Genomic DNA, 14,569 nt, shown 5'->3' with positions numbered 1-14,569 from the left:
GCAATTAATAAAATACGTCATAATCATGGGAATGAATAAGAATACCGTCTTAGGATGGGCAACTTTTATAATGATTTTAATGGGGTTGCTTTTAATAGGGCTCGGTGCTTTCAAGTATAGCGATGTTTCTGGATGGGGATTCGCTGCTGTCGGTGTTGGATTCCTGGCAAATGCTTGGGTTTTTAGCTCACTTAAGGGTAGACTGTAGGTTGTATTTTAAATGTTGAATTATAATAATAAATAAAAAAAAATGTCAGACGATAAGAAAGTAATATTCTCAATGTCGAAATTGAGTAAAACCTACTCAAGTAGCGATAAACAAGTATTAAAAAACATCTATTTAAGCTTTTTCTACGGAGCTAAGATTGGTATTTTGGGTCTTAACGGATCTGGAAAATCTTCGTTGTTGAAAATTATTGCTGGAGTTGACAAAAACTACCAAGGTGATGTAGTTTTTGCGCCAGGATATACAGTAGGTTATTTAGAGCAAGAGCCAATTCTTGACGACAGCAAAACCGTTATCGAAATTGTTCGTGAAGGTGTTGCTGAAACAATGGCAGTATTGGAAGAATTTAATCAAATTAATGATAGTTTTGGTCTTCCTGAAGTGTATGAAGATGCCGATAAAATGGAAAAATTGATGGACCGTCAGGCGCTTTTGCAAGATAAAATCGATGCACTTGGAGCTTGGGAGATCGATACCAAATTAGAAATAGCGATGGATGCGTTACGTACTCCAGATGCAGATACTCCTATTAAGAACCTTTCTGGTGGTGAGCGTCGTCGTGTAGCTTTATGTCGTTTGTTATTGCAACAGCCTGATGTATTGCTTCTGGATGAGCCTACGAATCACTTGGATGCAGAAAGTGTACTTTGGTTAGAGCAACATTTAGCACAATATTCAGGAACGGTTATCGCTGTAACGCACGATAGATACTTCTTAGATAATGTGGCTGGTTGGATATTAGAGCTAGATAGAGGTGAAGGTATTCCGTGGAAAGGAAATTACTCTTCTTGGTTAGACCAAAAGTCAAGCCGTATGGCTTTAGAAGAAAAAGTAGCTTCAAAACGTAGAAAAAACTTGGAACGTGAGTTGGACTGGGTTCGTCAAGGAGCCAAAGGACGTCAAACGAAGCAAAAAGCGCGTTTACAGAACTACGATAAGTTATTAAACGAAGATCAAAAAGCATTAGATGAAAATCTAGAAATTTATATCCCGAACGGTCCCCGTTTAGGAACAAATGTTATTGAGGCAAAAGGTGTTGCTAAAGCATATGGTGATAAATTATTGTATGATAATTTAAATTTTACTTTGCCACAAGCCGGAATTGTTGGAATCATCGGACCCAATGGTGCTGGTAAATCGACTATTTTCAGGATGATAATGGGAGAAGAAAAACCGGATGCAGGGGAGTTTGTTATTGGAGAGACTGTAAAGATTGCTTATGTCGATCAAGCACACTCTAATATTGATCCTAATAAATCAATATGGGAAAACTTCTGTGATGGTCAGGAATTGATTATGATGGGTGGCCGCCAAGTGAATTCACGTGCTTACTTAAGCCGTTTCAATTTTGGAGGAAGTGATCAGAACAAAAAAGTGTCTACACTTTCAGGAGGGGAACGTAACCGTTTGCATCTTGCAATGACATTAAAAGAAGAAGGAAACGTATTGTTACTGGATGAACCTACCAATGATTTGGATATTAATACACTACGTGCATTAGAGGAAGGATTGGATAATTTTGCTGGTTGTGCAGTGGTAATTTCGCATGATAGATGGTTCTTGGATAGAATTTGTACACACATTCTAGCCTTTGAAGGGAACTCTGAGGTGTACTACTTTGAAGGTGGTTTCTCTGAATATGAAGAAAACAAGAAAAAACGTTTAGGTGGTGATTTAACTCCAAAACGATTGAAATACAGAAAATTAATCAGAAGCTAATTCTGAATTTTCAATTTATTAAAAAAGGATATCTAAATTTAGATATCCTTTTTTTTATTTCTTTTTCTTGTCGTTGTTCATTAGTAAAAATACGGTGGCCACTAGTGCCAGTATCACAAAACCAAAGACAAAAACAATAATAATGGAACCGCTATCCCAAGTGATAAGTGTTAAATTTTTCATGTATATTGATTTTAGGTACCAAAATTAAAAGTTTTGAACTTGACATAATATGATAAAAGTCAGGAAAATCATTTTAGTCCAAAAATTTTGATTTTAATTCAGGAGTAGGAATCATGCAGTTGTCCTTTTTTCCATACCATTTGTAGCGGTTTCTGGCGATGTAGTCGTATAAGCTGTCTTTTAGAGCGGTTGGTAGCACTTTAAAAATGGATAATAATGCTAGACCGCCGCTTAGATACTTTGCTATTTCTAATGCTGCTTCAGACTTAATATAATACGCAATTCCCGGTTCATAAAGAATAATGCTGTCCGTAGTTTTAGTGTCAATACCAATATGCTTTATAATACGTTGACCAAGATCAGATTGTAAAGCAACAAATCTAAAAAGGTCCTTTTTGTCGTTTTTAATCACAAATTGTACTGCTGTACTGCATAAATTGCACACTCCATCAAATAGAATTATTTTTTTATTATGAGGCAGGTCTATCATTTATGCGGTCTGTATTTGTTGTTAATTTATTGAAGTGACTGAAATAATGAATCAGTTTGAGTAAAATAGTTTGATGCATAACTGAGCACACTAAACCTGACACTTGATTTTTTACTTCTTCTTAACCGCTTCAACCAGCTCAAGCTCATCCAAACTCACTTTAGAGGTAAACATACCATAATTTACGGTTGCTTTGTTTTTTTCGATAGTGTCAATTGTTCCTACGGCTTTTCCATCTAGCATTCGGACGCGATCTCCTAACCGAATAATTGCTTTAGGTTTTTCTATAACGGGTTTTAGTTTCTTTTCTTTCTTTTCTTTCCTTATTTCTTCAACGTGAACGGTGACTTCCTCAATCACTTCTTTTTTCTTTGCTACGATGGCCTTCGCTTCTTTGGTTGTAGCTTTTTTACGCTTTGAATTTTCGATTTCGACGATTTTTAAAAACTCACCAATAAGATCTTTTTTACTTTTATTATTGAAATATTTCTCCGCTATATCTTCAATTTTCTGGCCTATATATATTGTTTTTTGGTTGCTATCATACAATTCCTGATAGCTTTCCAGTTTCTGCTTAATCTTTACATTAATGCTTTCCATTTTTTTTCCTTCTTCGCGCGCTTTGGTTTCTTCCTCTTTTAATGTTTGAGAGGTTTTTTCCATTTTAGAACGTTCTTTTTGAAGGGTGGCAATGGTCTTGTCAAAACGTACTTTTCCAACTTCAATTTTCTTTTTGGCTCGATTAATTAAGCTAAAAGGAATTCCGTTTTTCAAAGCTACCTCAAAAGTAAAAGAACTTCCTGCTTGGCCCAAGGCCAATTTGTACATGGGCTCTAATGACTTTTCGTCAAACATCATGTTGGCGTTGGTTGCAAATGGTAATTCGTTTGCTAATATTTTTAAGTTTGAATAATGTGTTGTTATAATCCCAAAGGCCTCCCGATGGTAAAACTCTTCGAGAAAAATTTCAGCTAAGGCACCGCCCAATTCCGGATCAGAGCCTGTACCAAATTCATCAATTAGGAACATCGTTTTGCTATTGCACTTCTTGAGAAAGTAGTTCATGTTCTTCAGTCGGTAGCTATATGTACTAAGATGATTTTCAATAGATTGGTTGTCTCCGATATCTGTTAGTATTCTGTCGAAAAGAAAAGTTTCAGAACGTTCATGAACTGGAATCAACATACCTGATTGTAACATCAATTGAAGTAAACCTACGGTTTTTAATGATATGGTTTTACCTCCAGCATTAGGTCCAGAAATTACTATTATTCTGTTTTCCTGTTGTAATTCAATAGTCTGCGGATGCGTAATTTCTTTTTTCTGTTTGTTATTCAGATATAAAATAGGGTGGTAGGCATCTCTAAAATAGAGTCTACGGTTATCTGTAATATGAGGTAAAATACCGTTAATTCGATTTGCGTATTTTGCTTTGGCGGCAATTACATCGATATCACTTAGAAAATCTTGATATTGTTTTAATAAGGGTAAAAAGGGACGGATATCATTCGATAATTGCTTTAAAATACGCATAATCTCTTCGGATTCTTCATATTCTAAATTGCTTAATTCCCGAGAATATTGTAAAGTAGCTTCTGGTTCGATATAAGCGATGCTTCCTGTTTTAGAGCTTCCCAATATAGATCCTTTTACTTTTCGACGATACATGGCCAAAACAGCTAAAACCCGACGGTTTTGAACGAAGCTTTCTTTGATGTCGTCAAGATAACCTAAACTGTTGTATTGTGTCAATGCCGAACCAAAGCTTTGATTTACTTTGCCTCGTACTGAGTTCATATTTCTTCGAACATCTAAAAGTACTGGTGATGCATTATCTTTTATCTCACCGTATTTATCAACGATTTGGTCAATATAAGAAATGATTTCCTTGGTTAGTTCAACTTCGTTGGCCCTGGTATTTAAACGAGGATAATAATCATCAAATTTTTTGAAATAATTCAATAAAAAATTAACGGTAGCCGAAAGGGTCGCAATTTTTCTAAAACTTCCTACCTCAAGAAAACTATCTTCTATTGCCAGAAACTTAATTTCATGAGTGATGGCATCAAAGCCATGATTGGGAATGGCATTGTTGTTTTGGAAAGAGGAAACATATTCAGATGTTTGCATTAAAGCCTGCATCAAACTTTCTTTGTCTTTAAAGGGAGTTATCTCTAAAGCTTTTTGTTTTCCAATGTCTGTATTACAGATTGTAGAAATCGTTTCTAGAACGGTTGGAAATTGTAAATCTTGTAATGTTTTTTCGGTGATGGATATCATTTTATAAGATAAGTTGCAAAGCAACAAAGTTACAAAGATTCAGAGTTAAAAAAGAGTATATTGTAGTGTAGATTACTAAAAACTTTGCAACTTTGTTATAAAATTTATTAAATGAAAATTTCTTTAAATCAGGAATGGAAAACTATTTTGTCTGGTGAAACTCAAAAAACCTATTTTGAGGAATTAATGTTGAATGTGGAGCAGGAATATGAGGAATATACTTGTTATCCTCCTGCCGATTTGATTTTTGCTGCTTTTGACAATTGTAGTTTTGACGATTTGAAAGTGGTTATCATTGGTCAAGATCCATATCATGGGGAAGGGGAGGCCAATGGCTTGTGTTTTTCGGTAAATGACGGAGTTCGAATTCCGCCTTCGTTACGAAATATTTTCAGGGAAATCAATGATGATCTTGGCAGTATTTTTTTGCCTACTTCAGGAAACTTAGAACATTGGGCGAAACAAGGCACTTTACTCTTGAATGCGTCACTAACGGTAAGAAAAGATATTCCTAATAGTCATAAACACTTGAAATGGAATGTTTTTACAGATGCTGTTATTCAGGAGATTTCTGATGAAAAAGAAGGGATTGTTTTCTTACTTTGGGGGGCTTTTGCGCATAAAAAAGGGCGTAAAATTGATAGAAGCAAACACTTAGTTTTAGAAGCGGGACATCCTTCTCCTATGAGCGCCAATCAGGGTAAATGGTTTGGAAATAAACATTTTAGTAAAACAAATGAGTATTTAAAAAAAGAGGGAAAAATGGATATTTCATGGTTTTAGAAAGACGTTGTAATTTCGCGTTATTCGCGTGAGGGATAGGAGCAGGCTACCGAAGTAGCGCGTATAGCCCGACGCCATTAAAAAAAGGGGCTAATTACCGAATTGATAATTAGCCCCTTTTTTTAATTCTGGCACGCCCAAATTATGAGAATGTTATTTTTTGATAATTTCTTCCAAGGTAGCTTTATCAGAGCCGTTGCTCACCTTTAGGATGATTTCAACGTTTTTTACTGTTTTTCCTTCAATGACGTACATTTTTGCTTTTTTGAATTCGGTGTTGCTTTTGTCAAAGTCAACATCTCCGTACTGTAAAGTATTTTTTATGTCAATGGTATCAATCCATTTTTCGGCCAAGACTTTAGAGGCTTTTTCAGAATAATGGAAAGGTTTGTTTCTTAAATCATTCAAAACTCTAGAATTCGGAAAATAATTACATCGGGTGTCTTTTCCACTAAAAACCATAGCCACAAAAAACAGCCCCATTACTAATCCTACTAAATAGTAGGCAAAACGTTGTGCAAACTTCATGAATTTTTTTTTGCAAAGGTAATTGAAAGTTTACTTAAAACACAATTAAATTGATGTCGTTATTTGGTAAATCGAACCAGTCGCCAATGACTTTGCTTGTTAATATTCCATGATAAAGATAAACCCCGTGTTTTAATCCGATGTCGCATCGAATGGCGCTTTCTATACCACCATCCTCTGCAATTTGCATTAAATAAGGACTAATGATATTGCTTATGGCAAGAGAGGCAGTTTTAGAATAACGAGAAGGAATATTAGGGACACAGTAGTGTACGACATTACTTTTTATGAATGTAGGTTTTTCATGTGAGGTTACTTCTGAGGTTTCAAAGCAACCGCCAGTATCAATACTCACGTCTACGATTACCGCACCTCTTTTCATGTGCTCGACCATTGTTTCTGTAACCACAACAGGGCAGCGCTCAATGCCGCTCATGGCGCCAATAGCAACGTCACAACGTCTTAAAGCTTTCAGTAAAGATTTTGGTTGAATGGTTGAAGTAAAAATCCGTTGATTTATATTGTTTTGTAAACGTCTTAATTTAGTGATAGAATTGTCGAAAACTTTTACGCTTGCTCCTAGACCTATTGCCGTTTTAGCTGCAAATTCACCAACAGTTCCGGCGCCTAATATTACAACATCAGTAGGAGGAACGCCTGTAATATTACCAAATAGTAGTCCTTTTCCGAATTCATTAGTAATCATCAGTTCGGCAGCAATTAGTACAGAAGCCGTACCTGCAATTTCGCTTGATGAGCGAACCGCTGGGTAGGTACCATCTTCATCTTTTATATATTCAAAAGCTAAAGCAGTAATTTTCTTTTTACTTAGGGCTTCAAAATAAGCTTTTCTGGTTGTTTTTAGTTGAATGGATGATATCAGGATCGTCTGACTGTTCATCATTTCGATTTCTGCAATCGTGGGAGGTCCGACTTTTAATATCATTGGACAACCAAATACTTTTTTAGTGTCGTTAGTTACTTCTGCGCCTGCATCGCTATATTCTTTGTCCGAGTAGCTGGAACTCTCTCCTGCGCCGGCTTCAATCATTACCCTATGTCCATTAAAAGTTAAGGAGTTTACAGCATCTGGAGTAAGACAAATACGGCGTTCTTGATAACTAGTCTCATTGGGAATACCGATGAAAAGATCGCTTTTTTTTCTAGCTACCTCTAGTTTTTCTTCTTGAGGCAATAACTGTTGTTTTGTAAAAGGCGTAAATGATATTGACATTGTTAATAGGATGATTTGAAGTAAAAATACGCAAAAAAGATTAGAAATAAAATGTTTTTAGTGCACAGAAATTGGTATTTGGAAGTAATATTAATTAGGAAATAATTTTTTCCATTTTAATATCCGCCCTTTCATAAACGCCATCCTCCAAAAGAACTTCTACAAAACCGAATCTTTCATACAAATGAATAGCTGGTTTTAAGCCTTTGTTAGAGTACAAGATGATTTTTTGGATACCTTGTTCTTGAGCAATATCAACGCAGTGTTGTAGCAGTTTCTTTCCTATTCCTAGTCCCTGTACGTCATCTGTAACTGCCATTTTACTTAGTTCAAACACAGTGTCGGTAACTTTTATCAAGGAAACGGTACCTACGATCTTGCCATTATATTTGGCATAAAAAATCATTCCACCTTTATCTATGATCTCCTCTTGTGGATTAGAAAGTACCTTTTCGTCTTTAGGCTCAATTTTAAAATATTTTTTGAGCCATTCGATATTCAGGGTTTTTATGGGTTCCGTCAGATCGGAGGAGAAGGGTATAATTGTAACAGTATTATCTATATTCATAAAATCAATAGTTATGATTTAACTTAATTTTAAAGTGCGTCTGCCGTCAGGAAGTTCCTTGATAGTGATAATCGAATGTATTTCTGGGACAAGATTTGGAATCTGTTCAGCCCATTCGATAAAACACCAGTTGCCTGAATATAAATACTCATCAACTCCCATGTCTAAGGCTTCGGTTTCATGTTTTAACCTGTAAAAGTCAAAATGGTAAACTAATTGATTATTAGTAGCTTCGTACTCATTAACTAATGAAAAGGTTGGGCTACTTGTAGCTTCCGTAACACCCAATTCCTTAGCCAGTTGTTTAATAAAAGTAGTTTTCCCCGCTCCCATTTCCCCATGAAAAAGGATTACTTTATTGGGGTTTTCGGCGACTACGCTACGCGCTACATTTTCGATTTCATCTAATGAAAAAATAAATTCCATTTTTTATTATTATTTTAAATTTTGAAATATGAGTTTCATGCCTTGATTTTTTTTGAAAAGACAAAATATGAAACTTTAAACTTGAAACAAAAAAATTACTTCGGATTAAATATTAAAAACGGAATAATCATCTCTTCCAGTGAGATTCCGCCGTGCTGGTAGGTATTCTTATAATAGCTCACATAATGGTTGTAATTATTGACATACGCCAGAAACAAATCGTTCTTTGCAAAAATATAAGAACTGCTCATATTTATGCTAGGTAAACCTATTTTTTTTGGGTCTTTTGCTGCATACACATCTTTGTATTCATAAGTGAGGCTTCGACCGGTTTTGTATCTCAAATTCAGACTGGTGTTTTTATCGCCCACCACTTTAGAAGGATTCTTTACATTGATAGTGCCGTGATCTGTAGTTAATATTAATTTGAAACCCAGTTTTTGTGCCTGTTGGATAATTTCCAAAAGAGGAGAATTCTTAAACCAGCTCAAAGTTAGCGAACGATACGCTTTGTCATCTGATGCTAATTCTTTTACCACATCCATTTCGGTTTTGGCGTGTGAGAGCATATCAACAAAGTTGTACACTACAGTTACCAAGTCGTTTTCTTTTAATCCCTTGAAGTTTTCTACCAGTTTTTTTCCTGATGCTAAATTGGTGATTTTAAAATAATCTTCTTTTATATTTAGTCCCAATCGTTTTAATTGCGCTGACAAAAATTCTGCTTCGTAAAGGTTTTTCCCTCCTTCTTCGGGATCGTTTTTCCAATATTGGGGAAACTGCTTCTCCATTTCAAGAGGTGTCAAACCAGAGAAAATAGCGTTTCGGGCATATTGTGTAGCCGTAGGCAAAATAGAGTAGTATGGCACTTCCTTTTCTAGCTTATAATAGTTAGAAACTTCGCTTTCAAAAACTTTCCATTGGTCGTAGCGCAAATTGTCAATCACCACAAATAGAATGGGTTTGTCTTTTTTTACTATTTCAGGAACTACTAATTCTCTAAATAGGGTATGCGATTGTACAGGTTTGTCCGCTTTCGGCAAAAACCAATCTTCGTAATTACGTTCGATGAATTTTCCAAACTGGGAGTTGGCCTCCGCTTTTTGGGATTCTAATATTTCAATCATTCCATGGTCATTGATGTTTTCCAGATTAAGTTCCCAAAATATCAATTTCTTGTATAGTTCAACCCAATCTTCATAGGAATTCACCATCGCCATTTCCATGGAAATTTTCCTGAACTCTTTTTGGTAATCCAAAGTCGTTTTTTGCGAAATCAAACGAGAGTGGTCCAAGTTCTTTTTTAAACTCAATAGAATCTGGTTTGGATTGACCGGTTTGATCAAATAATCGGCAATTTTAGAGCCTATGGCTTCTTCCATGATATATTCTTCCTCACTTTTAGTGATCATAATCATAGGAATGGCTGATTTTTTTTCTTTCATTTCAGATAGGGTTTCTAGGCCGCTCATGCCGGGCATATTCTCGTCTAGAAATACTATGTCAAAATTTTCGTTTTCAAATATATCAATTGCGTCACGACCGTTATTGCAGGTGGTGACACTGTAGTTTTTTTTCTCTAAGAATAGAATGTGCGGTTTCAGATAATCGATTTCATCATCAACCCAAAGTATTTTTATTTTGTCCATAAGTATGTATCAAAAGGAATGTATAGTACTAAATCAATCTGCCAATTTACAGCTTTTTCAAGCGCTTAGTTATTAATATTATTATAAAATTTAAGACTAAAACTAGTGATGCAAACTATCGAACATTTTTTTGGGCGTGCCCTCCGCAAAAGCTCCGGTCGGGCAGTCCACTGCAAGTCCTCGTCCGGCCAAAAAGCCTGAACTGTGGGCTTTCCGTTTCCGTCCCTCACGCGGGATTTGGGATTTGATTGTGCTTTGTATTTATAATTACAGAAAAAGTGAGGGAAACCTTAAAGAGATTGCTTTGCGTATTGTTATATTTGGGACAGGAACGATTTAGTAGAATAAATCTTATATTTGGGAAGCTGAAAAATATAATTGAGAGTAAGTAAAGAAATAAATCCCCACCCCGACCTAAAGAAGGGAATTTAACAATTAAAATTAAAGATAGCTTTATGTATTTGAAACATTGTGTTTTTAAATAGAAGTCTAAGTGTGTTTTAGATTTTATTTGAGAGATTTATGACTGTTACTTTCAAATTGAACAGATAAAAAAATAAGTTGTTGGATAATAGTTTCATAGGTATACGAGAAAGGAGAGAAAGCCTAGGAAACCTCGTTTTGAAATTCCCCTCCAAGAGAGGTGAATTAGGGAGCGAAAATAGGAATATGAATTGAGAATTGAATAGTTAAAGGTAATTAAGGAGGCATTATAATGTCTAACTTTTAAGTTTTAAATTATGCTTGGGTTTTACGAACCAGATGAGTACTATTATAAAAACACTACTTTTGATAGCTCAATTTAATATCAGTAATACCGCCGAAATAAAATTGGAAAGCTATATTTCCATCGAAAGAAATCATTAAAATAAATACACAATTCTTTATGAAAATGCACAAAAATGTTTATCTCGTATTTGCCATCGTATTTTTAATTTCCTTTATCGACTCGTTATTCGATATTGAAATGACTCACGAATTATTCTTTTGGGAAGTTAATATTTGGGTGTATCGATTTTTTAGATTGGGGATAGCAGTGCTCTTTATGAAATCGTATCTCGATATAAGAAATGCTGAAAAGATGACTGAGGAACAAGACCGGAGTTAAGGCAGTTGTACTATCAAAGTAGTATTAACTCAAAATGAGAGAAAATGAATAATGATTTAGTCTACAGAAAAAATTGGTGGGAAAGTTACTGGAAATGGTTCATTGCGGCTGCTGTGTTTGTAATAGGGATTGGACTATTTTTAATTTCTAACATGAATAGTGAAGGTCTTGATTTAGTACAAGCCTATTCAGAAAAGGCACTTTATGAAAATGCTTTGGAAAAAGTAAAAGCAAATCAAAAAGTAATAGCTATTCTTGGTGATTTACAACCTTTGGACCAATTAGCCATATTAGAGGGAAGTACAAAATATTCAACTGATAAGCAGCGCATAGAAACTACAGTACGAATTAAGGGGAGTAAGACAAATGCAAAAATGGATATTTTGGCCTTCAAAAAGGGGAGTAATTGGGAATATGAAAAAATTAATATTAGGATAAAATCCAAGAATGAAATTATAGAAATTATATAGTAGAAGGAACTAGTACGTATAAATGATGATTTTGTAAAGTAAAAAAAGAGGGTTTATTGAGATAAAACAGTAATTGATAACTGTTTATTCTTTCTAATGTTGTTATTATTTAATTTGCTTTTTTCGGAGCCTTCAATTATTTGAGGTTAGTTAAAAAGCCTCCCAATTTATAAGGAGGCTCTTACTATATTTTAATTTTAAATTGAATGAACTTTAACTCTATCCTACTCTTTTCATAAATCTTGAAACTAATGTTGATATGATTTTTATAGTTAATGTTGATTTTTATAAAGTATCGAAAACAGCTTTTAGATCTGCTTTCAAATCATCTATATCCTCAAGTCCTACTGACAAACGAATCAAATCTTTAGTCACTCCGGAGGTCAATTGTTGCTCGTCAGAAAGCTGTTGGTGTGTTGTGCTAGCAGGATGTATCACTAATGATTTTGTGTCTCCAATATTTGCCAAAAGCGAAAACAACTTCGTTTCATCAGCCACTTTTTTAGCGGCTTCAAATCCTCCTTTTAAACCAAAAGTCAACAATCCATTTTGACCTTTAGGCAAATAGTGTTGTGCCAAGTCGTAATATTTACTTGATTTCAAACCTGGGTAGTTTACCCAAGCCACTTGTTCTTGACCTTCTAACCATTGTGCTAAAGCCAAGCCATTTTCACTGTGTTTCTGAACACGAACTGCTAATGTTTCAAGTCCTTGAATAATTTGAAAAGCATTAAAGGGACTTAAAGCTGCACCAAAATCACGTAAACCTTCGATTCTAACTTTAGCAATAAAAGCAGCTGCACCTAATGCATCGTGATATACCAATCCATGATATCCTTCATTTGGCTCTGTAAATTCAGGAAACTTTCCGCTACTCCAGTCAAAAGTTCCAGCATCAATAACCGCTCCACCCAATGAAGTTCCGTTTCCAGCGATATATTTGGTCAAGGAGTGAATTACAATGTTTGCTCCATGCTCAATAGGATTTAACAAATAAGGGGAAGCTACAGTATTATCAACCATGAATGGAACTTTGAAAGCTTTGGACTCAGCTGCAATCGCTTTTAAATCCAAAACATCTAATTTAGGGTTCCCTAAGCTTTCAGCAAAAAACACTTTTGTATTTTCTTTAGCCGCTTTTGTGAAATTTGTTGGGTCAGAAGGATCTACAAAAGTGGTAGTAATCCCTAACCTTGGCAAAGTTGTATTTAATAAGTTGAAAGTTCCTCCATATAAACTGCTAGAGGCCACAATGTGATCTCCAGTTTTTAATAGTACCAATAGAGAAGTTGCAATGGCCGCAGTTCCAGAAGCTGTAACAACTGCTGCAATACCACCTTCAAGTGCAGCAAGCCGTTGTTCTAAAATATCATTAGTTGGATTGTTTAATCGGGTGTAAATGTAACCCGCTTCAGCAAGTCCAAATAAGTTGGCCGCATGCTCAGAGTTATCGAAAACGTATGAAGACGTTTGGTAAATAGGAACTGCTCTTGTCCCTCCATGTTTTGTAGTGTCGTGACCTGCATGTAATGCGTTTGTTGCAAATTTTGGTGTACTCATGTTTATTTAGATATTTAGTAAGCTGTTGATTCTAATTAAATTAATTTATTTTTAATTGTGTTGATTAGGCTATCAAAGATAATTGTCTTGATTTACAGAATCCGATTTTAATATTAAATTTTGTTGAAACATCTGATTTATAACAAAATATATTAAAAACCATTAAATAAAAAGTAATCAAGAAGTACTATTTAGTAATGGAATCTAGGCTATAAAAAACTAGTTGAAAACATCGTTATTCTGTGTACATATACAAAATTGATTTACAATACATCATTTTCTAAAAGCGTATGGTTTAAGTAAATGCTTTTACAAAACTATGTTTTTGATTTTAGCTTGTAAGATGTAAATTGTTTTTAAAGAGGTAGTGGAATTGAATAAAATAGAGATGTAATTTGGTGATTTAAATAATGCTTAGTAGCAATAATAAAGGAATATCTGTTTGAAAAAATTAAAAATAATATCGTGTTTTTTCAGATTTAGTGTAAAAACAGAGTGGTTTTATTATATTTTTATCTTTTATTAAATTAAGTAGTTATGAAATCAAGAAAAATAAGTCGTTATTTTGGAATAGTAGTTTTGTTTTCGAGTACAGCTCTAATGGCGCAGCATACGGTAATTGATACCCCACCAGAAGTATCACCAATGCCAATGAAACCAGAAATGACTGAAATTTGGGAACCAGAAGTAAAAACAGTTACACCAGGAAAACAGCAAGGAGAAGCACCTTCGGATGCCATTATTTTATTTGACGGTAAAAATATGGGTCAATGGGTAAGTCAAAGAGACAATAGTAAAGCTGCTGCTTGGAAAATTGTTAACAACGATTATATGGAAGTTGTCCCTGATGCAGGAGGAATTCAAACTAAAATGCAGTTTGGCGACTGTCAGCTGCATATGGAGTGGAGTGCCCCAGATGTCGTTGTAGATGGTGGGCAATGGAGAGGGAATAGCGGTGTTTTTTTTCAAAACAGGTACGAGCTACAAGTATTGGATTCCTATAACAATAGAACGTATAGTAATGGGCAGGCAGGAAGCATCTACAAAGATCATCCGCCCTTAGTTAATGCAATGAAAACACCTTTAGAATGGAATAGTTATGATGTTGTTTACACCGCACCGCGTTTTAAAGCGAATGGATTGATTGATGCTCCAGCAAGAATAACTGTTTTTCATAATGGTGTTTTGGTACAAAATAATGCAACTATCAATGGATTGACCCTTTATTCAGGTTTGCATAATTATCCTTCCTCGCACGGAGAAGATGTGATTTCGTTACAAGAACATGGTTGCAAAACACAATTTAGAAATATCTGGATAAGAAGATTATAAATAGCATATTTTT

The 14,569-nt window shown here is 34.9% G+C and carries 14 protein-coding genes; 5 read left to right on the top strand and 9 right to left on the bottom strand.

Translation table 11 applies throughout. The features are described 5' to 3' along the window. Positions 1 to 25: 25 nt before the first annotated feature. Positions 26 to 208, top strand: a complete 183-nt coding sequence (locus HJ01_RS14895) for a CAL67264 family membrane protein (RefSeq protein WP_007139310.1) — start codon at positions 26 to 28, stop codon at positions 206 to 208. Positions 209 to 250: 42 nt separating this feature from the next. After that, entirely contained in the window at positions 251 to 1,945 is a 1,695-nt protein-coding gene (gene ettA, locus HJ01_RS14890) for an energy-dependent translational throttle protein EttA (RefSeq protein ID WP_007139309.1), read from the top strand. A 54-nt stretch (positions 1,946 to 1,999) separates the two neighbouring features. Here ettA and HJ01_RS17990 read toward each other — a convergent pair whose 3' ends face one another. The 3 genes from HJ01_RS17990 to HJ01_RS14880 all read right to left on the bottom strand — a co-directional run bounded on the left by HJ01_RS17990 (position 2,000) and on the right by HJ01_RS14880 (position 4,898). Next, positions 2,000 to 2,128, bottom strand: a complete 129-nt coding sequence (locus HJ01_RS17990; protein ID WP_007139308.1) for a hypothetical protein — start codon at positions 2,126 to 2,128, stop codon at positions 2,000 to 2,002. Positions 2,129 to 2,201: 73 nt separating this feature from the next. Further along, positions 2,202 to 2,618, bottom strand: a complete 417-nt coding sequence (locus tag HJ01_RS14885) for a thiol-disulfide oxidoreductase DCC family protein (protein WP_007139307.1) — start codon at positions 2,616 to 2,618, stop codon at positions 2,202 to 2,204. Positions 2,619 to 2,729: 111 nt separating this feature from the next. After that, a complete protein-coding gene (locus tag HJ01_RS14880) occupies positions 2,730 to 4,898 on the bottom strand; it encodes an endonuclease MutS2 (protein WP_007139306.1) in 2,169 nt (722 codons plus the stop codon). A 111-nt stretch (positions 4,899 to 5,009) separates the two neighbouring features. On the opposite strand from HJ01_RS14880, the gene ung reads away from it, so the two are divergent. After that, positions 5,010 to 5,681 carry a uracil-DNA glycosylase gene (ung, locus tag HJ01_RS14875; protein WP_007139305.1) on the top strand — a complete coding sequence of 224 codons (672 nt, stop codon included), beginning with the start codon at positions 5,010 to 5,012 and terminating at the stop codon, positions 5,679 to 5,681. 153 nt (positions 5,682 to 5,834) lie between these two features. Here ung and HJ01_RS14870 read toward each other — a convergent pair whose 3' ends face one another. The 5 genes from HJ01_RS14870 to HJ01_RS14850 form a co-directional block, all read right to left on the bottom strand. Further along, complete coding sequence (locus tag HJ01_RS14870; protein ID WP_007139304.1) at positions 5,835 to 6,209, bottom strand: DUF4258 domain-containing protein; 375 nt, start codon at positions 6,207 to 6,209, stop codon at positions 5,835 to 5,837. Positions 6,210 to 6,243: 34 nt separating this feature from the next. Further along, entirely contained in the window at positions 6,244 to 7,443 is a 1,200-nt protein-coding gene (locus HJ01_RS14865) for an alanine dehydrogenase (protein ID WP_007139303.1), read from the bottom strand. Between the two features lie 94 nt (positions 7,444 to 7,537). Then, positions 7,538 to 8,011 carry a GNAT family N-acetyltransferase gene (locus HJ01_RS14860; RefSeq protein WP_007139302.1) on the bottom strand — a complete coding sequence of 158 codons (474 nt, stop codon included), beginning with the start codon at positions 8,009 to 8,011 and terminating at the stop codon, positions 7,538 to 7,540. Between the two features lie 18 nt (positions 8,012 to 8,029). Continuing rightward, positions 8,030 to 8,437, bottom strand: a complete 408-nt coding sequence (gene tsaE, locus HJ01_RS14855; protein ID WP_007139301.1) for a tRNA (adenosine(37)-N6)-threonylcarbamoyltransferase complex ATPase subunit type 1 TsaE — start codon at positions 8,435 to 8,437, stop codon at positions 8,030 to 8,032. Positions 8,438 to 8,532: 95 nt separating this feature from the next. Next, positions 8,533 to 10,086: a bifunctional response regulator/alkaline phosphatase family protein gene (locus HJ01_RS14850; RefSeq protein WP_007139300.1), complete on the bottom strand. Its 1,554-nt coding sequence runs from the start codon at positions 10,084 to 10,086 to the stop codon at positions 8,533 to 8,535. A gap of 1,152 nt (positions 10,087 to 11,238) precedes the next feature. Here HJ01_RS14850 and HJ01_RS14835 point away from each other — a divergent pair. Continuing rightward, positions 11,239 to 11,664, top strand: coding sequence for a cytochrome c oxidase assembly factor Coa1 family protein (locus tag HJ01_RS14835; RefSeq protein WP_007139297.1), 426 nt, complete (start codon positions 11,239 to 11,241; stop codon positions 11,662 to 11,664). A gap of 285 nt (positions 11,665 to 11,949) precedes the next feature. Here the strand turns inward: HJ01_RS14835 and HJ01_RS14830 are convergent, their stop codons facing one another. Next, positions 11,950 to 13,224, bottom strand: coding sequence for an O-acetylhomoserine aminocarboxypropyltransferase/cysteine synthase family protein (locus HJ01_RS14830; protein ID WP_007139296.1), 1,275 nt, complete (start codon positions 13,222 to 13,224; stop codon positions 11,950 to 11,952). Positions 13,225 to 13,761: 537 nt separating this feature from the next. Between HJ01_RS14830 and HJ01_RS14825 the strand changes: the two genes are divergently transcribed. After that, positions 13,762 to 14,556: a DUF1080 domain-containing protein gene (locus tag HJ01_RS14825; protein WP_007139295.1), complete on the top strand. Its 795-nt coding sequence runs from the start codon at positions 13,762 to 13,764 to the stop codon at positions 14,554 to 14,556. Positions 14,557 to 14,569: the final 13 nt, after the last annotated feature.

Source organism: Flavobacterium frigoris PS1 (assembly GCF_000252125.1).
Taxonomy (GTDB): Bacteria; Bacteroidota; Bacteroidia; order Flavobacteriales; family Flavobacteriaceae; genus Flavobacterium; species Flavobacterium frigoris_A.
This window is presented reverse-complemented; position numbering and strand designations above follow the sequence as displayed.

Excerpts from the sequence above, each read along its gene's own strand:
- HJ01_RS14850 (WP_007139300.1), bottom strand. The coding sequence starts at position 10,086 with ATGGACAAAATAAAAATACTTTGGGTTGATGATGAAATCGATTATCTG.
- HJ01_RS14830 (WP_007139296.1), bottom strand. The coding sequence starts at position 13,224 with ATGAGTACACCAAAATTTGCAACAAACGCATTACATGCAGGTCACGAC.
- HJ01_RS17990 (WP_007139308.1), bottom strand. The coding sequence starts at position 2,128 with ATGAAAAATTTAACACTTATCACTTGGGATAGCGGTTCCATTATTATT.
- HJ01_RS14885 (WP_007139307.1), bottom strand. The coding sequence starts at position 2,618 with ATGATAGACCTGCCTCATAATAAAAAAATAATTCTATTTGATGGAGTG.
- HJ01_RS14880 (WP_007139306.1), bottom strand. The coding sequence starts at position 4,898 with ATGATATCCATCACCGAAAAAACATTACAAGATTTACAATTTCCAACC.
- ettA (WP_007139309.1), top strand. The coding sequence starts at position 251 with ATGTCAGACGATAAGAAAGTAATATTCTCAATGTCGAAATTGAGTAAA.
- HJ01_RS14835 (WP_007139297.1), top strand. The coding sequence starts at position 11,239 with ATGAATAATGATTTAGTCTACAGAAAAAATTGGTGGGAAAGTTACTGG.
- ung (WP_007139305.1), top strand. The coding sequence starts at position 5,010 with ATGAAAATTTCTTTAAATCAGGAATGGAAAACTATTTTGTCTGGTGAA.
- tsaE (WP_007139301.1), bottom strand. The coding sequence starts at position 8,437 with ATGGAATTTATTTTTTCATTAGATGAAATCGAAAATGTAGCGCGTAGC.
- HJ01_RS14895 (WP_007139310.1), top strand. The coding sequence starts at position 26 with ATGGGAATGAATAAGAATACCGTCTTAGGATGGGCAACTTTTATAATG.
- HJ01_RS14865 (WP_007139303.1), bottom strand. The coding sequence starts at position 7,443 with ATGTCAATATCATTTACGCCTTTTACAAAACAACAGTTATTGCCTCAA.
- HJ01_RS14860 (WP_007139302.1), bottom strand. The coding sequence starts at position 8,011 with ATGAATATAGATAATACTGTTACAATTATACCCTTCTCCTCCGATCTG.
- HJ01_RS14870 (WP_007139304.1), bottom strand. The coding sequence starts at position 6,209 with ATGAAGTTTGCACAACGTTTTGCCTACTATTTAGTAGGATTAGTAATG.
- HJ01_RS14825 (WP_007139295.1), top strand. The coding sequence starts at position 13,762 with ATGAAATCAAGAAAAATAAGTCGTTATTTTGGAATAGTAGTTTTGTTT.